This window comes from Mycobacterium sp. ABE4_509, from assembly GCF_056160785.1.
The window spans coordinates 1-21,604 of record NZ_JBSWXU010000092.1 but is presented as its reverse complement, the minus strand read 5'-3'; the positions used below and the strand labels follow the sequence as shown (position 1 = coordinate 21,604).

General features: G+C 68.9%; 21 protein-coding genes. 8 read left to right on the top strand and 13 right to left on the bottom strand.

Features of this window, described 5'->3' with window-relative positions; all coding sequences use genetic code 11:
* The first annotated feature begins 203 nt into the window (after window positions 1–203).
* Complete coding sequence (locus ACXAID_RS18580) at window positions 204–1,337, top strand: acyl-CoA dehydrogenase family protein (protein ID WP_475023689.1); 1,134 nt, start codon at window positions 204–206, stop codon at window positions 1,335–1,337.
* 89 nt (window positions 1,338–1,426) lie between these two features.
* Here the strand turns inward: ACXAID_RS18580 and ACXAID_RS18575 are convergent, their stop codons facing one another.
* Both ACXAID_RS18575 and ACXAID_RS18570 read right to left on the bottom strand, forming a co-directional pair.
* On the bottom strand, window positions 1,427–2,713 hold the full coding sequence (locus ACXAID_RS18575) for a spinster family MFS transporter (protein ID WP_475023687.1): 1,287 nt from the start codon (window positions 2,711–2,713) through the stop codon (window positions 1,427–1,429).
* Window positions 2,714–2,791: 78 nt separating this feature from the next.
* The gene (locus tag ACXAID_RS18570) at window positions 2,792–3,688 is read right to left on the bottom strand and encodes a TGF-beta receptor interacting domain-containing protein (protein ID WP_475023686.1); all 897 of its coding nucleotides are present in this window, start codon (window positions 3,686–3,688) and stop codon (window positions 2,792–2,794) included.
* Between the two features lie 175 nt (window positions 3,689–3,863).
* On the opposite strand from ACXAID_RS18570, the gene ACXAID_RS18565 reads away from it, so the two are divergent.
* Window positions 3,864–4,145, top strand: coding sequence for a hypothetical protein (locus ACXAID_RS18565; RefSeq protein ID WP_475023685.1), 282 nt, complete (start codon window positions 3,864–3,866; stop codon window positions 4,143–4,145).
* Window positions 4,146–4,239: 94 nt separating this feature from the next.
* A complete protein-coding gene (locus ACXAID_RS18560; RefSeq protein WP_475023684.1) occupies window positions 4,240–4,704 on the top strand; it encodes a DUF5078 domain-containing protein in 465 nt (154 codons plus the stop codon).
* A 92-nt stretch (window positions 4,705–4,796) separates the two neighbouring features.
* Here ACXAID_RS18560 and ACXAID_RS18555 read toward each other — a convergent pair whose 3' ends face one another.
* The 3 genes from ACXAID_RS18555 to ACXAID_RS18545 are packed head-to-tail and all read right to left on the bottom strand — an operon-like array spanning window position 4,797 to window position 8,460.
* Entirely contained in the window at window positions 4,797–5,135 is a 339-nt protein-coding gene (locus ACXAID_RS18555; protein WP_475023683.1) for a DUF732 domain-containing protein, read from the bottom strand.
* The gene (locus ACXAID_RS18550) at window positions 5,132–8,038 is read right to left on the bottom strand and encodes an MMPL/RND family transporter (protein ID WP_475023682.1); all 2,907 of its coding nucleotides are present in this window, start codon (window positions 8,036–8,038) and stop codon (window positions 5,132–5,134) included. The genes ACXAID_RS18555 and ACXAID_RS18550 overlap by 4 nt, the downstream gene beginning before the upstream one ends.
* On the bottom strand, window positions 8,035–8,460 hold the full coding sequence (locus tag ACXAID_RS18545; RefSeq protein WP_475023681.1) for an MmpS family transport accessory protein: 426 nt from the start codon (window positions 8,458–8,460) through the stop codon (window positions 8,035–8,037). Before ACXAID_RS18545 ends, ACXAID_RS18550 begins: the two co-directional genes overlap by 4 nt.
* A gap of 287 nt (window positions 8,461–8,747) precedes the next feature.
* Between ACXAID_RS18545 and ACXAID_RS18540 the strand changes: the two genes are divergently transcribed.
* Window positions 8,748–9,980, top strand: a complete 1,233-nt coding sequence (locus ACXAID_RS18540) for a cytochrome P450 (protein ID WP_475023680.1) — start codon at window positions 8,748–8,750, stop codon at window positions 9,978–9,980.
* 104 nt (window positions 9,981–10,084) lie between these two features.
* Here ACXAID_RS18540 and ACXAID_RS18535 read toward each other — a convergent pair whose 3' ends face one another.
* Entirely contained in the window at window positions 10,085–10,483 is a 399-nt protein-coding gene (locus ACXAID_RS18535) for a hypothetical protein (protein ID WP_475023679.1), read from the bottom strand.
* Between the two features lie 98 nt (window positions 10,484–10,581).
* Here ACXAID_RS18535 and ACXAID_RS18530 point away from each other — a divergent pair, with 98 nt between their 5' ends.
* Together ACXAID_RS18530 and ACXAID_RS18525 are read left to right on the top strand one after the other, a co-directional pair.
* Window positions 10,582–11,403, top strand: a complete 822-nt coding sequence (locus ACXAID_RS18530) for a nuclear transport factor 2 family protein (protein ID WP_475023678.1) — start codon at window positions 10,582–10,584, stop codon at window positions 11,401–11,403.
* Window positions 11,404–11,462: 59 nt separating this feature from the next.
* Entirely contained in the window at window positions 11,463–12,026 is a 564-nt protein-coding gene (locus ACXAID_RS18525) for a hypothetical protein (RefSeq protein WP_475023677.1), read from the top strand.
* On the opposite strand, the gene ACXAID_RS18520 is transcribed toward ACXAID_RS18525, so the two are convergent.
* Window positions 12,000–12,800 (bottom strand): SGNH/GDSL hydrolase family protein, encoded by an 801-nt coding sequence (locus ACXAID_RS18520; protein ID WP_475023676.1) that lies wholly within the window; start codon window positions 12,798–12,800, stop codon window positions 12,000–12,002. The two genes, ACXAID_RS18525 and ACXAID_RS18520, sit on opposite strands and share 27 nt — an antisense overlap.
* A 25-nt stretch (window positions 12,801–12,825) precedes the next feature.
* Window positions 12,826–13,668 carry a hypothetical protein gene (locus ACXAID_RS18515; RefSeq protein ID WP_475023675.1) on the bottom strand — a complete coding sequence of 281 codons (843 nt, stop codon included), beginning with the start codon at window positions 13,666–13,668 and terminating at the stop codon, window positions 12,826–12,828.
* Window positions 13,669–13,716: 48 nt separating this feature from the next.
* Here ACXAID_RS18515 and ACXAID_RS18510 point away from each other — a divergent pair, with 48 nt between their 5' ends.
* The gene (locus tag ACXAID_RS18510) at window positions 13,717–14,211 is read left to right on the top strand and encodes an NUDIX hydrolase (protein ID WP_475023674.1); all 495 of its coding nucleotides are present in this window, start codon (window positions 13,717–13,719) and stop codon (window positions 14,209–14,211) included.
* A gap of 1 nt (window position 14,212) precedes the next feature.
* Here ACXAID_RS18510 and ACXAID_RS18505 read toward each other — a convergent pair whose 3' ends face one another.
* The 5 genes from ACXAID_RS18505 to malQ form a co-directional block, all read right to left on the bottom strand.
* Window positions 14,213–15,676, bottom strand: a complete 1,464-nt coding sequence (locus ACXAID_RS18505) for a serine/threonine-protein kinase (protein WP_475023673.1) — start codon at window positions 15,674–15,676, stop codon at window positions 14,213–14,215.
* A gap of 28 nt (window positions 15,677–15,704) precedes the next feature.
* Window positions 15,705–16,802, bottom strand: coding sequence for a PDR/VanB family oxidoreductase (locus tag ACXAID_RS18500; protein WP_475023672.1), 1,098 nt, complete (start codon window positions 16,800–16,802; stop codon window positions 15,705–15,707).
* Window positions 16,802–17,701: a metal-dependent hydrolase gene (locus ACXAID_RS18495; protein WP_475023671.1), complete on the bottom strand. Its 900-nt coding sequence runs from the start codon at window positions 17,699–17,701 to the stop codon at window positions 16,802–16,804. Before ACXAID_RS18495 ends, ACXAID_RS18500 begins: the two co-directional genes overlap by 1 nt.
* A 90-nt stretch (window positions 17,702–17,791) precedes the next feature.
* The gene (locus tag ACXAID_RS18490; RefSeq protein WP_475023670.1) at window positions 17,792–18,235 is read right to left on the bottom strand and encodes a hypothetical protein; all 444 of its coding nucleotides are present in this window, start codon (window positions 18,233–18,235) and stop codon (window positions 17,792–17,794) included.
* Between the two features lie 204 nt (window positions 18,236–18,439).
* Window positions 18,440–20,620, bottom strand: a complete 2,181-nt coding sequence (gene malQ, locus ACXAID_RS18485) for a 4-alpha-glucanotransferase (protein WP_475023669.1) — start codon at window positions 20,618–20,620, stop codon at window positions 18,440–18,442.
* Window positions 20,621–20,739: 119 nt separating this feature from the next.
* Here malQ and ACXAID_RS18480 point away from each other — a divergent pair.
* Window positions 20,740–21,604: MFS transporter (locus ACXAID_RS18480; RefSeq protein ID WP_475023668.1), on the top strand; the 865-nt coding region annotated here is incomplete at its 3' end.

The following is a 21,604-nucleotide window of genomic DNA, read 5'->3' as shown; positions in this document are numbered from 1 at the left end:
GTGCCGCACGTCGCCGACCCGCTGGCCCCACCGGCCCCCGGCCCGCAGCTGACCGAACCGCCGGCTCCGGCGCCGGTCGGCGTCCAGATGACAGATCCGCTGAATCTGTTCACTGCTTTGCCCTGACCCAGTACCGTCGAGCCGTGACCGCGGCACCCCAGACCGTCAGGGCCGAGGACGGACTCGTCGGTACGGCCCGCTCGATGCGCGACCTGGTGCGCGCGCAGGCCGGCGAATCCGAACGTGACCGCACCCTGACCAAACCGATCGTCGAGGCGATGTGGTCGAGCGGCCTGATGTCGGCGTTCAACCCGACGGCCGCCGCCGGGCTCGAGCCCTCCTTCGCCGAGATGATCGAGACGTGGATCGAAATGGCCTGGCAGGACGGTTCGTTCGGCTGGATCGGAATCGCCAACCTGCCCTCGGCCTTCGCCGCGGCGACCTATCTTCCCGACGCGGGTTTCGCCGAGGTGTTCGGCGCCCACGCGAACCGGGTCACCCTGGGCGGTCAGTTCTTTCCCAACGGTCAGGGAACCGCCGTCGACGGCGGCTACCGGTTGACCGGCGCCTGGAGCTTCGGGTCCGGCACCGGGCACGCCGAATACGTCGCGGCCGGGTTCCTGCCGATGGACGACGGCGAGATCCGTTGGGCCGCTGAGGGAATACCGGACATGCACGTCGCCGTGGTGCCGCGCGACGAGGTCACGTTCAACGACGGCTGGCATGTGCAGGGCCTCAAGGGCACCGGCTCCTACGACTACGCCATCGATGACGTGCTGGTGCCGGATCACCGCACCTTCGCACTGTTCACGCGGGAGCCGAAGCGGGGGAGTTCGCCGGCCACCCGGATGGGCATGATGCCGGTCACCGCGGCCGGGCACGCCGCCTGGGCGCTCGGAGTGGCCAAGAGCATGCTCGACGACGTCGCCGAACTGGCCGAGACGAAGTTCCGGATGAGCGACATGGCCGCGCTCGCGACCCGGCCGACATTCCAGAAGGATCTGGCTCACCATGTCTCGGCGTGGCGGGCGGCTCGGCTGCTGGTGCACGACGCGTTCGGCAGCGCCGAGGCGGCGGTGGCCGCCGGCGACGAACTGACCCCGACGCTGCGCGCGGACATGCGGGTGTCCGCGGTGTTCGCCACCGACACCGCCCGGGAATGCGCGCAATGGGCGCACCTGGCGGCCGGGACCAGCGCCATCCGCGAAGGCAGCCGGCTCGAGCGCGCCTTCCGCGACATCTACACCGGCACCCAGCACGCCTTCATCAGCGAGAAGGTTGCCATCGACGCCGCCCAGATCTGGCTGGGCATCATCGACGACCAGTTCGGCCTTTAGCCGCGCGCGGCTCAGCCGACGGGGCCGGTCGGTCGGCTCAGCCGACGGGGCCGGTCGGTCGGCTCAGCCGACGGGGCCGGTCGGTCGGCTCAGCCGACGATCTCACGCAGGTAGCGCCTGCTCGCCAGCAGATAGCACGCGATCGCGGCCAGATGCATGGTCGGCACGACCCACAGCAGCGCCCGCCCCAGTGACATCACCCCCACCTCGTCTTTGAGCGCATCGCTGATCACACCGGTCACGAACGGCCCCAGCGAGCCGAGGATCGCGCTGAAGAACAGAAAGATCGCCGAGGCCGTGGCGCGTTGCTCGGCGGGTACCAGTCGCTGGATCGCAGCGATCGACGGGGCCATGTACGCGGTGCCGACGACATAGCTCAGCGCGATGAAGCAGACCGCCAGGGTGCTGTTTCCCACCAGGAAGCCGAGCGTGGAGAACGGGATCAGCACGGCGGTCATCGCGGCCACCAGCCACAGCAGCCAGCGTGCGTCGATACCGGACAGCCGGTCGGCCACCCGGCCGACCAGGATCAGCCCGACGATGCCGGTCAATCCGCTGGCGATGCCGTACTGCAGGCCTACATCGGCCAGCGACATCCCGCGTGCCCGCATCAGGAATGCCGGAGCGAAGGTCGTCAGGGCGTAGCCCGCCACCGAGATGCACGCCGCCCCGGTCACGATCGCGAGATAGCTCGGCTTACGCAGAATCGCCCACCAGGCCGTCGGGACCTGTTGGACGGCAACGGGTTCGACGGTGCGGGGCGGTGGGGGCTGTCGGCGCCCGACCACCGCGAGCACGACGGGCACGAACGCCACGCTCAGCGCGCCCATGATGACGAACGCCGTGCGCCAGCCCAGGGCCGCGGCGAGCAGACCGCCGCCGATCAGGCTGGCGGCAGAGGCAAGCGGGATGGCCATCGTGATGACCGCCAGCGGGGCGGCCCTTCGCTCAGGGGCGAAGTTGCGCGCCACGTAGGCGTGCGCGGCCGGCGTCGAACCGGCTTCTCCGATGGCCACACCGACCCGGGTCATGGCCAACTGGAAGCCGGACTGCACCGCACCGCCGAGCATCGTCATGGCGCCCCACAGCGTCAGACATCCCGAGATCACCAGGCCGTAGGAGCCGCGGTCGGAGATGCGCGCGATCGGGATGCCGATGAGCGCATAGACGGCCAGGAAGCCGAACCCGTTGATGATGCCGATCGCGGTGTCCGACAGCGCGAGATCTTGTCTGATCGGCTCGGCCAGGACAGCCGGCAGGAAGCGGTCGGCGTAATTGAGGGTTCCCACCACCGCGAGCACCGAGACGGCCGTCCAGGCCCGACGCGGAGAATGACTCGCGGCGTCGCGCTCCACCGCGGGCGAAGGTGCAGGCATGCGGTCCCTTCGATCAGAACGTTACAGATCGGAGCCAGAATGTCATGCCATCGGGATCGTCGGCGCGCAAATCGCCGATCAGGTCCACTCGAGCTGGAAAGTCCGCTGCCCGCACGGCATCGTGAGCGGCGCGCCGACGCTGAACGCCTGACGGATGCGCTGCCAGCTGTCGTCGGTCAGCTTGCAGGAGTAGCCGTCCTCGATCATGTTGGCTTCGTCGGCCGGCTGCTGGGGCACGAACAGCATGAAGCATCCGGACACACAGTCCCCCGCGGTGTCGGGAAGCGAGATGGCCGACGGAGCCTGCTGACCGGGCGTCCAGACCAGGCAGCTGTCGGCGTCCGGTGCCAGCAGGGTGCTCAACGCCAGCGGCATCTGGGCCGGCGGCAGGTTGGCCGCGAACATCGACTGGGCCGCCCGCGGGATGGAGAGCACCAGCCTGTCGCCCCTGGCCGCCACCCGCGCGGTGCTGATCGCCAGCGCGGTGTGCTCCAGAACGGTCTGGGTTTCGGGCGGGAATGCCGGGTCGCGTTCCACGTCGCACCACACCGCGGTCGGAAAGAACCGGAACGCGCTACCGAGCCGGGACAGGACCCGCAGCGACCCGAACCGCTGCGCGGTGTCCAGCTCGTGTCCGACCAGCGGTATCACCGCCAGCGCGCCGTCGGGCAGCGGGACGCCCTCCATCGGCCATGCGCGCTGATAGGTGACACCCCGGATCTGCTCCCGGCCGAACAGCCCGGGTGGACCCACCTGGGTGAACCCGCCTTCGTCGACGAAGCGGCGCTGCATCGCGAATCCGGCGATGGCCTGCAGGAAGCCGATCGGGTCGAGTCCCCCGGGAACGGTCATCACGAGCTCGGCCTGTCCGTACGCGCGCAACCCCTCGGTCACATACGAGGTGCACTCGCCGATGCTGAGCAGCTGATGGGTATGGGCATGGGCGACGACCCCCTGAACCAGTTCGGTAGCCATGACCGGAGAATAGGGGAGAACCGGCCGGGCGGCGGCGGGGCGTTCGGTGGCGAATGCGCCGATAACCGCGCCCGGGAGTGGTAGGTGTTGATCGTCACCCTCGACCGGGGTGACCAATACGCCGTCTGGTTATATATGCTAAGCATTCTGCTCGTATCGAAGCGGGAGTGATGTGATGACCTTGACCAAGACCACGACCAGGACCACGTTCTCGGCAGCCTTGGTCGCAGGCGGGCTGACCGCGGGACTGCTGTTCGGTGCCGCGCCGGTGAGCGCGCAACCCCCGGCGCCGCCGGCCGTCGGCGAACCGGTCCCGGTCTGGGCGCCACCGAAACCCGCCGAAGTCTGGAACGGAGAGCCCGTGGTGTGGACCTCGGGATGGGGCGGCCGCTGGGGCGTCTGGAAAAACGGCTCGTTCATCATCCTCAGCTCGAACCCCGTGACCGGTGGCGGCTGATCCGAGCAGGCCGACCCGCAAGCTGATAGCCGAACTATATAGTCGGGGCGAGGTGCCGAGAGCCGAGCCGGCCCGACCAGAGTCAGGAGAAACGATGACTGCACTGCGGAGTCGCGTCGCGCGGGTGGGCCTCGGCCTGGCCGGAGCCGCGGCGATGCTCCTCGGGACCGCCGGGCCCGCGCTCGCCGATTCCACCGAGGACTATCCGATCCCGCGCCGGATCATCCACACCACCTGCGACGTCGAGCAGTACCTGGCCGCGGTGCGAGACACCAGCCCGGTGTACTACGAGCGCTACATGATCGACCGGAGCAACCGGCCGCCAGACGTCCAGCAGATGGCCTTCGACCGGATCCACTGGTTCTTCTCGCTCGACCCGGTTGGGCGGCGCCAGTACTCCGAGAACACCGCGACGAACGTCTTCTACGAGCAGGTCGCGACCCGCTGGGGCAACTGGGCCAAGATCTTCTTCAACAACAAGGGTGTCGTGGCGCACGCCACCGACGTCTGCACCGAATACCCACCCGGCGACATGTCGGTGTGGCACTGGCCGGTCTGACCGGCGGCGACCACCCCGGGGAGCCCGGCCGCCGGCCGGGCTCCAGCACCGGGTAACACGACACAACGGAGGAGTGCAGCCCCCCATACCGCCTAGCGGGCCTGATCGAGGATCGGCAACTTGTCCGGGCAGTAGATCCGCAGGCCGGCGGCAAGGAACTTCCACGCCTGATCGGTGGTGGTGTCCTTCACCAGTTGGGCGTGCACGAAGTCGGCGGCCTCGAAGGCGTTCGCGTCGACACCGGTGGCGATTCGTTTACACGTGATCTTGCCGATCCAGGCGTTGTAGTCCTTCTGGCCGTAGATCCCGTAGGTGTTCAGCTCATTGGTGAACGCGGTGTCGGGGTCGGCCGCCGCGGGCGCGGCGAGGCCGATTCCGAGTCCCATGTTCAGTGCCACCGAGGCCATGCCGATCAGCAACGTCTTCTTCATGGCTTCACTCCCTCTGACGGATCGGTCTGCAGTCCATCGACCCTCGGCCACGGCGACGGCTTGGGCCTGGTCCGCACCCGCTGCGGCCACCAGAACCACGGCCCCAGCAGAGCGGCGATCGACGGGGTCATGAACGATCGGACCACCAGGGTGTCGAACAACAGCCCCATGCCGATCGTCGTGCCCACCTGTGCGATGACGGTCAGCTCGCTGATCGCCATCGACATCATGGTAAGGGCGAAAACCAGTCCCGCGGCCGTTACGACCGAACCGCTGCCACCCATGGCCCGGATGATCCCGGTCCCCACGCCGGCGTGTATCTCCTCTTTGAGACGTGACACCAGCAGCAGGTTGTAGTCGGCGCCCACCCCGAGCAGCACGATCACCGCCATCGCGAACACCATCCAGTGCAACTCGATGCCCAGGATGTGCTGCCACAACAGGATCGACAAACCGAATGAGGCACCCAGCGACAACACCACCGTGCCCACGATCACCGCCGCCGCGACGACCGCGCGGGTCAGGATCAGCATGATGATGAAGATCAGCGACAGCGCCGAGATGCCGGCGATCAGCAGGTCGTAGTTGTTGCCGTCCTGCATGTCCTTGAAGATCGCCGCCGTGCCGCCGAGGTAGATCTTCGACCCCTCCAACGGCGTGCCCTTGACCGCCTCCTTGGCCGCGGTCTTGATCGCTTCGATCTTGGCCACGCCCTCGGGGCTCAGCGGGTCGCCCTCATGGGAGATGATGAACCGCACCGCATGACCGTCGGGGGACAGGAACTGCTCGAGGCCGCGCTGGAAATCCTCGTTCTCGAAGATCTCCGGCGGCAGGTAGAACGAGTCGTCGTTCATCGAGTCGTCGAACGCCTCGCCCATTGCGTCGGCGTCCTCGGACATCGCCGCCATCTGGTCCTGCATGCCCTTCTGGGACTGATACATCGTCAGCATCATCGTGCGCATGGTGCGCATCGTCTCGATCATCTCGGGCATCAGTTGGACCATCTGGGGCATCAACTCGTTGAGCCGCCGCATCTCCGGCAGGATCTCTTTGAAGTCGTCGGTCATGATGTTGATGCCGTCGAGGGTGTCGAACACCGACCGCAGCGCCCAGCAGACCGGGATGTCGAAGCAGTGCGGTTCCCAGTAGAAGTAGTTGCGGATGGGCCGGAAGAAATCGTCGAAATTGGCGATGCTGTCGCGCAGGTCGACGATGTCGACGTACATCCCCTCCATCTTCTGAACCATGTTGTTGGTGATCGCCGCCATCTGAGTGGTCAGATTCGACATCTTCTGCATGGTTTGGATGGTGTCGGCCATCTCATCGGCCTGCACCAGCATGTCGGCCATCCGGTCCTGCATGTAGGACTCGTTGAGCCGCTGCGTGGTGCTCTGCATGCTCATCTGGAACGGGATCGACGTGTGCTTGATCGGCTTGCCGTCCGGACGGGTGATCGCCTGCACCCGGGCGATGCCCTCGACCCGGAAGATGGCTTTGGCGATCTTGTCGATGACCAGGAAATCCGCCGAATTGCGCATGTCGTGATCGCTTTCGATCATCAACAGCTCGGGATTCATCCGGGCCTGATCGAAATGGGCGTCGGCCACCGCGTAGCCCTCGTTGGCCGGCAGGTCGGCGGGCAGGTAGTCGCGGTCGTTGTAGTTGGTCTGGTAGCCGGGCAGGGCCAGCAGGCCCACCAGCGCCAGTGCGATCGTGGCCACCAGGATCGGACCCGGCCAGCGCACCACCGCGGCGCCCACCTTGCGCCAGCCGCGGATACGCATCGCCCGTTTGGGGTCGAGCAGTTTGCCGAAGCGGGTGACCACGCTGATGGCCGCGACCATCATGACCACACCGACCATCACGACCACGAACATGCCGATGGCCAGCGGCACGCCCAGGGTCTGGAAGTAGGGCAGCCGGGTGAAGCTCAGGCAGAAGGTGGCACCGGCGATCGTCAGGCCCGAGCCCAGCACCACGTGCGCGGTGCCGTTGAACATCGTGTAGAACGCGGTTTCCTTGTCCTCGCCGACACTTCGCGCCTCCTGATATCGGCCGATCAGGAAGATCGCGTAGTCGGTGGCGGCCGCGATCGCCAGTGTGACCAGCAGGTTGGTGGCGAACGTCGACAGTCCGATGATCTCGTGGTAGCCGAGGAAGGCCACCACCCCGCGGGCGGTCGCCAGCGACAGCACGACCATGACCAGCGTGATGAGCACAGTCAGGATCGAGCGGTAGACCAACAGCAGCATGACGATGATGACCGAGAACGTCGCCAACTCGATCGTGCGGACGCTGCGGTCGCCGGCGATGTGCTGGTCGGCGGCCAGGGCGGCGGGGCCGGTCACATAAGCCGTCACACCCGGTGGCGGCGACAGGTCGTTGACGATGTCCTGGACCGCCTTGACCGATTCGTTGGCCAGTGCCTCACCCTGGTTGCCGGCCGTCTTGACCTGGACGTAGGCGGCCTTGCCGTCGGTGCTCTGCGACCCCGACGCGGTCAGCGGATCGCTCCAGAAGTCCTGCACCGACTGCACGTGTTCGGTGTCGGCCTCCAGGCGCTGGACGAGCTCGTCGTACCAGGCGTGGGCCGCGTCGCCGAGGGGCTCCTGGCCCTCGAACACGATCATCACCGAGCTGTCGGAGTCGCCCTCCTTGAACAGCTCGCCGACCTTCTTCATCGAGATCATCGACGGCGCGTCGTCGGGGCTCATCGACACCGCGCGCATTTCCCCGACCTCTTCGAGCTGGGGAACCGACGAATTCAGGAAGACGATGAGAACGACCCAGCCGATGAGCAGCGGCACCGCGAACGCGCGGATCATCCGGGGGATGAACGGACGCTTCTGCTCCCGTGCGGGCGGGAACGCGTCGGTGGGCGCGTCGGTGACGGGGGTGCTCATGCCGACTTCACAAAGCAGAAGGTCTGGGCGTTCAAGCCGGTGTTGGTCCTCTCGTCCTCCACCACATCGTCGACGATGATGCGGCAGGTGATGGTGCTGCTGTCACCTTGGGCGACGATGTTGGGCGCCGCGGACGGTTCGGTGGTCTCCAGGGTCAGCGACCAGGGCAGGGTCGCCCCGTCCACCCGCTGCGGCTTGGCGTCGAGATCCAGATAGTTGATGTCGGCATAGCTGCCGTCGCCCACGATCTCGTACCGGACCACTTTCGGGTCGAACGGTTCGGGCAGGTCGGCGAAGTTCTCCGGCGTCTCGATGATGCCCTCTGCACCGAAGAAGGTGCGGATCCGCGACACCGTCAGGCCGGCGATCACCACGACCACTATGATCAGCAGCGGAAGCCACACTTTCTTGGCGACTGCCATCACGACCTTTGCCCCCGACTTCTGGCGCGCATCTGACCTCTGGTTTCGTAACTATTGATCGGCTGATCGTAACTTAGCCCGTATAAGTTCTCACTCGGCCACAGGCTAGCTCAAGTCATTGTGTCGCTGCTAACTGCATTCCGGCCAGTGCGGGCCAGGTCACTTTCGCGCCACTCCGACAACCCTGTTGACCTCCGCCGGACGGCGCTGCTAGACATAGCGCAGCACAGCATGCTGAGCGGTCGCACAACATCAGGCGCGGCCGCCGCCGACCAGGAGTGGCACCGATGGCGGACGCAACGGCAGACCCGACCACACCGGTCGGCGCGACAGCACATTCTCCGGTCTACTACGACCCCTACGACGTCGGCATCACCGCCGACCCGTACCCCACCTACGCCCGGCTGCGCGACGAGGCGCCGCTCTATCACAACGAGCGCTACGACTTCTGGGCGTTGTCCCGCCACAGCGACGTCGAGAAGGCGCTGGGCGACTGGCAGACCTTCTCGAACAGCCGAAGCGACATCCTCGAGCTGGTCAAATCCGATTTCGACATGCCCAAGGGCGTGATGATGTTCGAGGATCCGCCGACGCACACGATGCTGCGGGGGCTGATGTCGCGGGTGTTCACCCCGCGGCGGATGGCCGAGATCGAGGACCAGATCCGGCGCTACTGCATCAACTGCCTGGACCCGCTGGTCGGCTCCGGGGGATTCGACATCATCGCCGAACTGGCCGCGATGATGCCGATGCGCGTGATCGGAATGCTGTTGGGGATCCCGGAGTCCGAGCAGGTGTCGGTGCGCGACGCCAACGACGCGAACCTGCGCACCCGGCCCGGCACGCCGATGAAGGTCGCCGACGCCGACCGGATCGCCGACGGCCGCATCTACGCCGACTACGTCGAATGGCGTGCGGCCAACCCTTCTGACGATTTGATGACGGCCCTGCTCAACGTCGAGTTCACCGACGAACGGGGCGTGCACCGCAAGCTGACCCGCCCCGAGGTGCTGCACTACACCCAGGTGGTCGCCGGGGCCGGCAACGAGACGACCGGACGGCTCATCGGCTGGCTGGCCAAGGTGCTCGCCGAGCATCCCCAGCAGCGCCGCGAGGTGGCCGCGGACCGGACCCTGCTGCTGCGCGCCGTCGACGAGACACTGCGATTCGAGCCCACCGGCCCGCATGTGGCCCGCTACCTGATCCAGGACCTCGACCACCACGGCACGACGGTCCCGGCCGGCAGCGCCATGTTGCTGCTGTTCGGCGCAGCCAACCGCGATGAGCGCCGCTACCGTGACCCCGACACCTTCGACATCCACCGCGACAACATCAGCCACCTGACGTTCGGCAAGGGCGTGCACTACTGCCTGGGCGCCAACCTGGCCAGGCTCGAGGGGCGGGTCGCCCTCGACGAGCTGCTCAACCGATGGCCGGAATGGGACATCGACTACGAGACCGCCCGGCTGGCCCCCACCTCCACCGTCCGGGGTTGGGAACACCTGCGCATCGTCATCTGATTCACCCAGGCTGAACCACCCTGCCCGCCGAACTGGCATTCCAGCAGCGACTTACTCGCACTTCTGCCGCCGGAATGCCATTTCGGCGCTGAAGTCAGCTGAAGTCAGGCGTCGCCGCTGTCGGCCGCCGCGTCCAGCACACTGACCGCGATGCCGTAGGGCAGGAACCGCACCCGGCGAGCCGGATCGGTGTTGCTCTTGTTCGCCCGCAACGCATCGAGCTCGGTCGGATAGACCTGCTCGATGTGGGCGCCGCCGTCGTCGCCGACGGTGTAGATCGCCCACACCCCGTCGCCGGTCTCACCGGTGGTCTCCGGCTCGGCCCGGGGCCGGGTGCCGCGGGTGAACTCGTCGAACAACATCGACCAGCCGGCTCGTTCTCCGGAGGTGCTCGCGAACCGGCCGAGGCCGCCGAGCGCGTCGCGCAACCCCTCACCGGCCTCGCGCACCACGCGCTCGAACTCCTCGGGGTCCAGGCCGAACGGGCCGTTGCCGCTGCTCATAGTCGTGCCTCCTGACAGGTGGGCGCGGATGAGATCCAGTGTGCCCGCGTCGTCGCACCGGTGTCGACTACCACCGCTGTTTGGTGGTAGGCAACGATATGCCCTTCACTCCGGCCGAGGCGCTGTCGACCGCGCAGCGCTCCCTGGCCGCCGCCGCAGCCCACGACCGCAGCGGCTGGATCGATCTGTTCACCGCGACCGGAAAGGTCGAGGACCCGGTCGGCTCGCGACCGCACCAGGGCCGCGCCGCGATCGGCCGGTTCTACGACACCTTCATCGGGCCCCGGACCATCACCTTCGTCTCCGAGGGCGACATCGTGGCCGGCAGCACCGTCTTCCGTGACGTCGAACTCCGGATCGCGATGTCCGCCGAGCTGACGATGCGGGTGCCCACGTTCATCCGGTACGACGTGGCGCAGAGCCCCGACGAACTGAAGATCGCCGCGTTGTCGGCCTACTGGGAACTGCCCGCGATGGTCGGCCAGTTCGCCCGCGGCGGGTTGGCGGCAGTGCCGAGCGGGCTCGCGCTCGGCCGGGCCATGCTCACCCAGCAGGGCATCAGCGGCTGTGCCGGATTCCTGCGGGGATTCCGCCGAGTCGGCGCCGGCGCCGGCCGGCGGTTCGCACAACTGCTCGACGAAGGCTGTGCGGGCGACCAGATCGGCCTGCGCCGGTCGGTCGCCGATGCCGCCTGCTTCCACGGCGACGGCGCCGCCCTGACCACCTCCGATCTGGTCGAGCAGCTCTCCGGGAGCACCTGGGACAAGCTGATCCGCTCCGGCCGTTCGGTGGCGGCCCGCATAGAACACGCAGAACGCGCAGAACACACCGAACGCGCCGGCACCCGCGGCGTGCTGGTCGCAGAGTTCGGCGCCGACGGCGCGCTGAGCACCCTGCGGCTCTTCAACGACGTGCCGTGAGCGGGGGTTCGGCCGCGTTGTCGCATGCGGCGCAGCGGACGTGAGAACGTAGCACCACCATGGACGCCGTTGAATATGTGACCTACGAGGAATTCGGACGCCGGTTCTTCGAGGTCGCCGTGACCGAGGAACGCGTCGGAGACGCGATCGGCGCGATCGCCGGCGAGGCATTCGAGATGGGCCCGATCGCCCAGGGGCCCGGCCGGCTGGCCAAGGTGACGGCGAAGGTGCGGATCATGGCGCCCCGGGTCACCCGCGAGGTGGGGGAGGCGATCACCTTCGCGATCCGCATCCCGCTCGAGATCGACATGGTCGTCGACCTGCGTATCGACAAACCTAAGTTCATGGTGTTCGGCGAGATCGCGCTGCGCGCCACCGCCCGCGCGGCCCGGCCGCTGCTGCTGATCATCGACGTGGAGAAACCCCGGGCCTCCGACATCGCCATCCACGTCACCTCGAAGTCGTTGCGCGCCGAGGTGGTGCGCATCGTCGGTGGGGTGGACGCCGAGATCAAACGGTTCATCGCCGCCCACGTGGCCGGCGAGATCGACAGCCCGGAATCCCAGAAAGCCAAGGTCATCGACGTCGCCCAACAGCTAGACGAAACCTGGACCGGCATCTGAGAGCGGACCGCCCACCGGCTGCAGAGCCGGCCTGCGCGGAGCCCGGCCATGCCCGCTGGACTGTCCACGCACGTGCCGCCACAGCCACGGCATCAGCATGTTCTGGGTCCACAGCACCTGCGAGTACGCCCGGGTCCGCACCGACGGCTGGGCCGCCGCCGGATCGGCGAGCGCCCAGTCGCCACTGCTGCCCGGCAGCTCCAGCGCCTCGGCGGCGGCCGCGGCGAACAGCATGTGCCCGCGCGGCGAACCGTGCACCCGGTCCAGGCTCCAGGTGTCGGGCTGCGACATCGACGGGGCCCGATAGAGATCGACCAGGCGGAATCCGTGACGGCCGGCCGCCGACCTGATCGCGTCGTTGATCCGCTCGACCCGGGTGGACAGCACCCGCCCGATCGGAAGGATCCGGCCCACGTCGGGAAACGTCGTGGTCACCACGGTGGCACCGGACTGCGCGAGCAGACCGTGCAGCCGGTCCAGGCGGGCCAGGGCGTGCTCGAAGCCCGGTCCGGGCCGGGTGACGTCGTTCATCCCGATGCACACGGTGATCAGATCGGCACGCATATGCAACGCCCGCGGCAGCTGCTCGACCAGCACGTGCTGGATCTGATTGCCCCGAACGGCCAGGTTGGCGTATCGCAGATCGGGGTTGTGGGCCTGCAACATCGATGCGAGCCGGTCGGCGAAGCCGGCCAGCCCCGCGTCGTCGTCGCCGTCCCACAGACCTTCCGTCTGACTGTCACCGAGAGCGACGTACCGGGAGTAGCCGACCACGCACCAGACTCTAGCGACTCAGGCGCTACCGCATCCGCCCGAGCCGGCTGAGGTTGAGTACCACCTCGGTCACGCTGAGCTGATTGATGGCGTCCTCCAACCGTTTCCGCGGCAGATCAGCGCGCCACTCCGGCAGCGTCCCGGTCAGCCGGACCACCCCCGGGGTGAATTCGATTCCGGTCAGCCGCAGACCGCTGGCCAGCTCGGGGAGCTGCACCGGATAGGACGGGGCGCCGGCCGGCAACCGCCAGCACGCCGTACCCAGCCCGACCCGGCAGGCCCGCAGCCAGAGCGTCGACCCGTCCACCCGGGCGGTGACCTCGACATACCCCCACCGCGGCCGCCTGGCCAGGCGCAGCCGCGCCACACCGTCGGGGCCGACCTCGCCGGACAGCCGGGGTGCGGCCCACCGGAACAGATCGTCGAGCACCTCGGCCGGCACATCGATGGTCACCTCGACCGGCGCGGCGACCAGAACCGGCGGATTCCCAGGGCGCATGTGCACGTTGTGCGCCACCGCGGTGAGCCGGCCGAACGAGCTTGCCCGCCAACGCACGTCGTGGGCGGTCAACCGCACGTCGTTGAGCTGGCCGACGGACAGGCCACGCACGTCGAGTCGGGACTCGAACTCGGTGACCGTCATCGTCAGGTCACCGTCGTCGAGGCGCACGGTGAGCCGACGACCCACCACCAACCTGCGCATCGTCAGGAACAAGGTCCGATAGGCCGCCGCCGCCCCGGTGTTCACCGGCACCATCGCGGTGGCCGACCACAGCGAGGTCAGCATGTCGAGGGGCCGGAACGGGTCGAACCGGCGCACGGGCCGCGCCGCGTAGCGTCGGCCCGCCGGGTCCGGTGGACGGGTCATCGTGTCCTCCATCCTCGCACGCCCGGCGCCTCGGCTACCGTCGGCGTGGTGCCCAAACTCAGCGCCGGCCTGCTGCTCTACCGGGAACACGGCGAGCTGCTCGAGGTGCTCCTGGGCCATCCGGGCGGGCCGTTCTGGGCGCGCAAGGACGACGGTGCGTGGTCGGTTCCGAAAGGGGAGTACGCACCCGGGGAGGACCCGTGGACCGTCGCACAGCGCGAGTTCGGCGAGGAGGTCGGCAAGCCACCGCCGCCGGGACCGCGCATCGAGCTGGCTCCGGTGCGCCAGCCCGGCGGCAAGCTGGTCACAGTGTTCGCCGTGCGTGGCGACCTGGACCTGGACGCGACGTTCAGCAACACCTTCACGCTGGAGTGGCCACGCGGTTCCGGCCGGCTCCAGGAGTTCCCCGAGATCGACCGGCTCGCCTGGTTCGAGATGACCGCCGCACGGGCCAAACTGCTCAAGGGGCAGCGCCCGCTGCTGGATCACCTGCTGGCGGCCCTCGGCCGCGAACCCGCCCGGGGACCCGGCGGCCAGCCGTGACTCACAGGGGCGGCAGCCCGTTGCCGATCCGGATGTCGCGGCGGCACTGCAGGCGGGTCTGACCGGTCTGCTCCATACACACCCGCACCGGCGACTCCTCTTCGGGCGCCAGCGGCGGGTCGGTCGCCGCGGTGGTCACCGAAACAGTCGGGCTCGCAACATCACCGGGGTTGAGTGACCAGATCGTCGTCCCGGTGCCCGGCAACATCGAGCAGTACGCCGTGGCACCGTCTGCCGTGCTCGACGTCGACCCCTCGGGCGAGCAGTCGGCGCCGATGACGGCGGTGGCCGGGGCCGCAGTCGTCGTCGCGACCTCGGTGGTGGTCACGGGCGGTGAGGTCGACCCCGGCGGTGGTGCACTACTGCTCGTGCCCGCCGTGGTGGCGGTGCTCGACGTCGGCTCGGTGCCGCCCGGCTGTGGTTGGTCGCTGCCGTCGGCCTGCTGGAACTCGACCAGTGCGACGGCGACCGCTGCGACCAGCAGTACCGCCAGCACGGCGGCCAGGACCACCGCGGCGCGGCCACGTGCCGGCCGCCCGGCCTCCTCGGGCGGCAGCTGGGTACGCGGAGCCGAGAGCCGGGTGGCGTCCGGGTCGTCGGCGAGATCGGCGGCCGGGACCCCGAGTCCATGGGCCAGCGCCCGGGCGAAATCGATGCAGCGTTCGTAGCGGTCCTGCGGATCTTTGGCCAACGCCTTGGCCAGCACCGGATCCGCCGCGGCCAGGTCGGGCCGGCGATCACCGATCCCCGGAGGCGCCGACGACAGATGCCCGCTGATCACGACCGCCGGATTGGAGTGGACGAAAGGGGGCGAGCCGGTCAGCAGGTGGTATGCGGTCGCTGCCAGCGCATACTGATCGGCCCGTCCGTCCAGGGCGGCACCCATCAGCTGCTCCGGGGGAGCGTAGGCCACTGTGCCCACCGTCATGTTGGTCGCGGTCAGACCGCTGATGTCGTCGGTCCAGCGAGCGATGCCGAAGTCCGCCAGGACAACCCGCGCCTCCTCTGAATCGAGCGAATCCCGTTCGGAGACCAGGATGTTGGCCGGCTTCACGTCGCGATGCAGCAGATGCCGCTGGTGGGCGTAGTCCAGCGCGCCGGCGACCGCGGTGACCATCGCGGCGACCTGCCGGGCGGGCAGCCCGGTTCCGTGCCGTTGAGTCAGCAGCCGCGCGGCGTCGGTGCCCTCCACATAGTCCATGGAGATCCACAGCTGCCCGTCGTGTTCGCCGCGGTCGTGCACCCCGACGATGTGTGGATGCCACAGCGTGGCGGCGACATCGGCCTCACGGTTGAACCGCTCCCGGAATTCAGGGTCGTCCGACACACTGGCGGGCAGCACCTTGAGCGCGTCCTGGCGGGGCAGGCGCGGATGCTGGACCAGGTACACCTCACCCATGCCGCCGGATCCCAGCAGCCGGATGATCGTGTACCCGGCGAAATTCTGACCGGGGGCCAACGGCATGGCCGAATGGTACCGGCGCAGTGCGCCGCTAGAGATCCAGCGTCAACCCGCCGGCGGTCGACCTGGACACGCAGGTGAGCATCATCCCCGAAGCGCGCTCCGGGGCGGTCAGCAGCGTGTCACGGTGCTCCACCTGCCCCGCCAGCACCCGGGTGCGGCAGGTCCCGCAGAAACCCTGCTGGCAGGAATACGGCGCGGACACCCCGGACCTGCGTAATGCGGCCAGCAGGGTCTCGTCGGCAGCCACCGCGATCACCTGACCGGTGCCGGCGACCGTGGCCTCGAACGGCCTGCCGTCGAGTACCGGCGGCGCGGCGAAGCGCTCGAAATGCAGTTCCACATCGGTGCGGCCGGCCAGCGCCGAACGGATCGCGGTCAACATCGGGGCGGGGCCGCACGCGTACACGGCCGTCCCGTCCGGGCAGTCGCCGAGCAACTCGTCGGCCGTGGGCAGCCCGCGCTCGTCGTCGGTGCGGATGTCGACCCGGGGGCCGAACGCACCCACCTCATCGAGGTAGGGCAGGGACCGGCGGCTGCGGCCGGTGTAGACCATCGACCACCCGACGCCGAGCCGGCGGGCCAGGCCCAGCATCGGCAGGATCGGGGTGATCCCGATTCCGCCGGCGATGAAACGGAATCGCCGTGCCGGCGAACCGAACCCCGGCACGGTCAGCGGAAAGGCGTTGCGCGGGCCGTGGGTGTGCACGGTCGCGCCCTCGGCCAGCTCGTCATGGACCTCCAGCGAACCACCACCGCCGCCGGGGATGCGCCGGACCGCGATGCGGTAGTCGTTGCTCGACGGATCCCCGCACAGCGAGTACTGGCGGACCCGGCCGCTGGGCAGCCGCAGATCCAGATGGGCACCCGGGTACCAACGCGGCAGAGCGCCACCGGGTCCCGGCGCCAGGGTCAACTCGACGACATCCTCGTCGAGAGCCACCACCCGGCGATGCGCCACCGTCAGCGCGATGGTGCGGTCGGCCCCGCTGGGTGGGCTGATGCGCCGCCGGGCCGACGCGGCCAGCAACGCCGACACGGCGGCGTCGGCAACGCTGAGCGGCAGGTCGTGGCGGACGCGGCCGAATGCGCTCGGCGGCGTCTTGCGGTACCGCGCCAGCAGGTGCATCACGGCTGGGCCGCGCGGGCGGCGGGCGACGCCGCCAGATAGGCGACCGCCTGCGCGGTGGACCCGATCCGCTCGGGCGAGTACCCCGGGCGGAAGTAGGACAGGGTGCTGGTGCCGAACAGCCGCCGATAACGGGGCAGCAGCCCCAGCCGCGAGTCGCGCATCCGCATCCGGTTGAACGTCCACCAGTTGGCCGTGACGCCGGGATCGGTCTTGACCAGGTACCAGCCGGCGCGCTGGAAGAACACGAACAACATGCTCGCGGCCACCGTCATGGCCCGGATGCGGCTGAGGTAGCTGTCATGGAAATGCACCGCCACGTCGTGGGCGACGCTGCGATGCTCGACCTCCTCGCTGCCGTGCCAGCGGAACACATCGACCAGCGTCGGGTCGGCATCGTGGTCGTCCCACGCGCAGTTCAGCGCGAAATCGCCCATCACGGCGGTGTAGTGCTCGATCGCCGCGATCAGCCACAGCCGGTCACAGAGATGATTCAGCCGGCGCGCCGGGTCGGAAGTCTGTGGAGGGGCCAGCACCTCGCTGAACACGTGCTCGATCTGTTCCAGGATCGGGCTGGGGTCGACCCCGTGGGCGACCATGAACGACTCCAGGATCTGGTCGTGGACGTCGGCATGGGTGGCCTCCTGGCCGATGAAGCCACGGATGTCGTCGGCCAACCGGGAGTCCCTGACCAGCGGCAACGCTTCGTTTAACGTCTCGACGAACCAACGCTCCCCGGCCGGGAGCACGATGTTGAGAACGCTGACCACGTGCGAGGCCACCGGATGGCCCGGGATCCAGTGCAGCGGTGCATCCGTCACGTCGAACTGGACCTTGCGGGCCTGGATCTGAACCGGACCGGGGTTGATCTCGGCGTCGAAGTGGCGCGGTCGCAGCATTGCGGGCTCCTCGTTTCGGGGATCACCCGCCAGTCTAGGACCAGCCCGGCAAGTTAGTGGGACCTCGGGTCCCGGTTAGCTGGGCGTCGACTACGGCGACGTGTTGGCGACGATCGGCGCGCCACCGGGGGCCGTCCCCGCACCCGGTGCGCCGGGAATCGGCACCATCGGGGTGGGGGTGATCGTCGTGACACCGTTGGCGCCGACCCGCGGCCCGCCGGTCGGGCCGCGCGCCGCGATCTCGTCGGCCGCCGCCTGCGTGCAGTCCAACTTCAGCAGCATGCGCCCGCCGCTGGTGACCTTCTGGTGGTCGACCAGGCACGCAGACTGTGGCAGCGCACTGCCGGTGGAACCGCCGAAGTACGCCTTGACGCCCTGGCTCTTCAGAATGGCCAACGCGCGGCTGTACTGCTCACCGACCACGTTGTACGGCGAGGTCTCCGTTCCCGGCTGAGACATCGCCACACCGGCGCCGATCAGGGCGGCCGAGCCGGCAACGACGAGCCCGCCGCTGAGCGCAGCGACTTTTCTCACGCAGTTCTCCTCGCTTCGTGGTGCGCTGCGAACATATCGCAGCCGTGCTGAATGTGAAACCGCTGCAGAGCCGCCCCGTGTTACACCGGCGAGGTGAGGGTCATCTGCGCGGTTCGACCGCTCCGGTTATTTTCGCGGTTCGACCGCTCCGGCTATCTTCGCGGTTCGACCGCTCCGGTTATTTTCGCGGTTCGACCGCTCCGGTTATCTTCGCGGTTCGACCGCGGCCCGCATCCCTTCACACAGCGCCTCAGCCCGCCGATCCTCGAAGACGTCCTCGAGCAGCACCCGGCGACCCTCCGGATCCCCGAGCGGCACCCGCCAGTTCGGGTACTCGTCGACGGTGCCGGGCTGATTCTGGGTACGCACCTCGCCGACCGCGTCCGCCAGCGACAACGCCAGCAACCGGGACGGGGTGCGGCCCAGGTAGCGGTGCAGGGCCAACACCACCTCGTCGACATGGTCGACCCCGCCGGAGCCGGGCTCGGCGGTGTCCTCGCCGAGCAGGCCCACCCTGCGCAGCTCGGCCATCCAGGCGGCCTGCGCGGCGCGGTCGCTGGCCAGCTCCTCCTCGGCGGGCCTGGTCAACAAGCCCAGCTCGTCGCGCAGGCGGACGTGCACACCGGCCAGATAGCCGGCCGTCGGAGGCAGGTCGTGAGTGGTGACCGCCGACAGGCAGTACTCCCGCCACCGCTCGGCAGGCAACGGCCGGTCGGTGCCGTCGTGGGTCATTTCGAACCACAGGATCGAGGTCCCGAACAGGCCGCGATCGCGCAGATAGTCGCGCACCCACGGCTCCACGGTGCCCAGATCCTCACCGACCACCACCGCTCCGGCGCGGTGGGCTTCCAGCGCCACGATGCCGATCATGGCCTCGTGGTCATAGCGCACATAGGTGCCCTCGGTGGGCAGTGCACCCTTCGGGATCCACCACAGCCGGAACAGGCCGATGATGTGGTCGATGCGGATCCCGCCGGCATGCCGAAGCACCGCGCCGACGAGAGCCCGGAACGGCTCGTATGCCGCCTCCGCGAGGCGATCGGGCCGCCACGGCGGCTGCGACCAGTCCTGGCCCAGCTGGTTGAACTCGTCGGGCGGGGCCCCCGCGGTCACGCCCAGCGCCAGCACCTCCTGCAACGCCCAGGCGTCGGCGCCGTCGGGGTCGACCCCGACCGCCAGATCGTGCATGACCCCGAGTGACATGCCCGCCTGCACGGCGGCGGTCTGCACCGCACTGAGCTGCTCGTCGAGCACGAACTGCAACCAGCGGTGGAAGTCGACCTCGGCGGCGTGCTCCTCGGCGAACGCGGCGACGGCGGCATTGCGGGGATGCTGCAGCGGCGCAGGCCACTGGTGCCAGTCGGCGCCGTAGTGCTCGGCCAGGGCGCACCAGACGGCGAAGTCGTCGAGGCTGGCGCCCTGGCGGTCCCGGAACGCGGCGTAGGCGATCTCGCGCCCCGCCGAGAACTCGACGAGGTAGACCGCTTCCAGCGCCGCGCGTTTGGCCTTCCAGGCCCGGTCGCGGTCGATCTGCTCGGAGCGTTCCGCGCGTCCCTGCACCTGTTCCTGGGCCTTGCGGATCCGGCCGCGGTGCCGCAGCGAGGCGAATTCGGGAATCGCCTCGGGACGCAGGTACAGCGGGTTGACGAAGCGGCGTGACGTCGGCAGATACGGCGACGGCTCCATCGGCGGGCTGGGTGCGGCCGCATGCAGCGGGTTGACCAGGATGAAGCCGGCGCCGTGCCGCGCGGCCGACCACACCGCCAGGTCCGCCAGATCCGTCAGGTCACCGGTACCCCAGGACTTCGTGGAGGACACGCTGTAGAGCTGGGTGGCCAGACCCCACCCGCGGCCGGAGCCTAGGCCGGCCGGAACACCCAGCTTGTCCGGCGCCACGATCACCGGTGTGCTGATGTCGGAGTGCCCGACCTGCATGTGCAGGTGGTGGTAGCCGATCGGCACATCGGCGGGCAGCTCGAAGGTGGCCTCACCGATCAGCTTTCCGTCGACCTCGAACGGCGGCCGGTTGTTCTCCAGCTGGCGCAGGCCGGTACGAACGCTGCCGTCCTCCAACCGCATCCACAACCTGACCGGGTCCCCGTGGCTGACGTGCACCCAGAACGGTGTGCTGGATCCGTGCCGGCCCACGATGGACGGAGGCAATGACCGGGTCCAGTGGTCACGGTCGTGCGTGTCGAGCGCCGCGGCACGTTCCTGCTCGGTGGACGCGGCGACTCCCAGCGCGTCGAGCACCGCGATCAGGGTGGCGGCGGGCGCCGCGACATGGCGGCCCGTCCAGTCCGAGTAGTCGGTGGCCACCCCGTAGCGCTGGGCGAGCTCGATCAGCGACGGGGACAACTCGGCGTCTTCCGGGTGATCGGACATGGCGCCAATCTTGCCCGCCGATCGGCTACTCGGCCGGACAACGACGGGCAGCGGCGGCGGGGGCCTGTTCAGGATCATCGGCCAAGGCCGTTGCGCAGCGGTTGGGTACCCTCACCGCCATGGCGAGCGGCGGCCAGGCGCGCAACCGCCCGGCGCGGATCGCGGTCGCGGCGCTGTTCCTGAGCAACGGGGCGCTGTTCGCCAACCTGTTGCCGCGCTATCCCGAGATCAAGGCCGATCTGGCGATGTCCAACGCCGCCTTCGGCGGGGCGGTCGCCGCGTTCTCGGCCGGAGCGCTGCTGGCCGGGATGGCCGCCGGCACGCTGATCCGGCGTTTCGGCTCGGCCCGCGTCGCGGTGAGCACGACGGTGACTCTCGCCGTGTTCATCGTGCTGGCCGGCGGCGTCGCGACGACACCGTTGCTGTTCGCCGGCGCCCTGCTGTGCGCGGGCGCCAGCGATGCCGTGACCGATGTCGCGCAGAACGCCAACGGCCTTGCGCTGCAACGTCTTTATCGACGCTCGATCATCAACTCGCTGCATGCGGTGTGGGCGGTGGGTGCGATCATCGGGGGCCTGATGGGTGCCGCGGCGATCGCGCTGGACATCCCGCGGGCATGGCATCTGGGTGCGGCAGCGGCGGTCTTCACCGCAATCGTGGCGGTGGCCTACCCCCACCTGCTGCCCGGACCCGACCACGACGGTCGTAACGCCGCGGGCCACAGCGCCGCCCGCCCGACCGGCCGGCGGGTGTACCTGGTGCTGCTCGCACTGGTCGGCATCGCCGTGGCAGGCGCCGTCGTCGAGGACGCCGGCACCTCCTGGGCCACCCTGTACCTGCGGGACGGGCTGGGGGCGCCGGGGTCGATCGCGGCGTTCGGCTACGTGGCGCTGGTCGGCTTCATGTTCGTCGGACGGCTGGCGGGGGACCGGCTGGTCGACCGGTTCGGCGAGCGGGCGGTGACCCGCGCCGGCGGCCTGCTGG

Excerpts from the sequence above, each read along its gene's own strand:
- malQ (WP_475023669.1), bottom strand. The coding sequence starts at position 20,620 with ATGTCCGATCACCCGGAAGACGCCGAGTTGTCCCCGTCGCTGATCGAG.
- ACXAID_RS18580 (WP_475023689.1), top strand. The coding sequence starts at position 204 with ATGCGCGACCTGGTGCGCGCGCAGGCCGGCGAATCCGAACGTGACCGC.
- ACXAID_RS18545 (WP_475023681.1), bottom strand. The coding sequence starts at position 8,460 with ATGGCAGTCGCCAAGAAAGTGTGGCTTCCGCTGCTGATCATAGTGGTC.
- ACXAID_RS18550 (WP_475023682.1), bottom strand. The coding sequence starts at position 8,038 with ATGAGCACCCCCGTCACCGACGCGCCCACCGACGCGTTCCCGCCCGCA.
- ACXAID_RS18515 (WP_475023675.1), bottom strand. The coding sequence starts at position 13,668 with ATGACCCGTCCACCGGACCCGGCGGGCCGACGCTACGCGGCGCGGCCC.
- ACXAID_RS18495 (WP_475023671.1), bottom strand. The coding sequence starts at position 17,701 with ATGCTGCGACCGCGCCACTTCGACGCCGAGATCAACCCCGGTCCGGTT.
- ACXAID_RS18565 (WP_475023685.1), top strand. The coding sequence starts at position 3,864 with ATGACCTTGACCAAGACCACGACCAGGACCACGTTCTCGGCAGCCTTG.
- ACXAID_RS18505 (WP_475023673.1), bottom strand. The coding sequence starts at position 15,676 with ATGCCGTTGGCCCCCGGTCAGAATTTCGCCGGGTACACGATCATCCGG.
- ACXAID_RS18560 (WP_475023684.1), top strand. The coding sequence starts at position 4,240 with ATGACTGCACTGCGGAGTCGCGTCGCGCGGGTGGGCCTCGGCCTGGCC.
- ACXAID_RS18525 (WP_475023677.1), top strand. The coding sequence starts at position 11,463 with ATGGACGCCGTTGAATATGTGACCTACGAGGAATTCGGACGCCGGTTC.
- ACXAID_RS18540 (WP_475023680.1), top strand. The coding sequence starts at position 8,748 with ATGGCGGACGCAACGGCAGACCCGACCACACCGGTCGGCGCGACAGCA.
- ACXAID_RS18500 (WP_475023672.1), bottom strand. The coding sequence starts at position 16,802 with ATGCACCTGCTGGCGCGGTACCGCAAGACGCCGCCGAGCGCATTCGGC.
- ACXAID_RS18535 (WP_475023679.1), bottom strand. The coding sequence starts at position 10,483 with ATGAGCAGCGGCAACGGCCCGTTCGGCCTGGACCCCGAGGAGTTCGAG.
- ACXAID_RS18530 (WP_475023678.1), top strand. The coding sequence starts at position 10,582 with ATGCCCTTCACTCCGGCCGAGGCGCTGTCGACCGCGCAGCGCTCCCTG.
- ACXAID_RS18570 (WP_475023686.1), bottom strand. The coding sequence starts at position 3,688 with ATGGCTACCGAACTGGTTCAGGGGGTCGTCGCCCATGCCCATACCCAT.
- ACXAID_RS18555 (WP_475023683.1), bottom strand. The coding sequence starts at position 5,135 with ATGAAGAAGACGTTGCTGATCGGCATGGCCTCGGTGGCACTGAACATG.
- ACXAID_RS18575 (WP_475023687.1), bottom strand. The coding sequence starts at position 2,713 with ATGCCTGCACCTTCGCCCGCGGTGGAGCGCGACGCCGCGAGTCATTCT.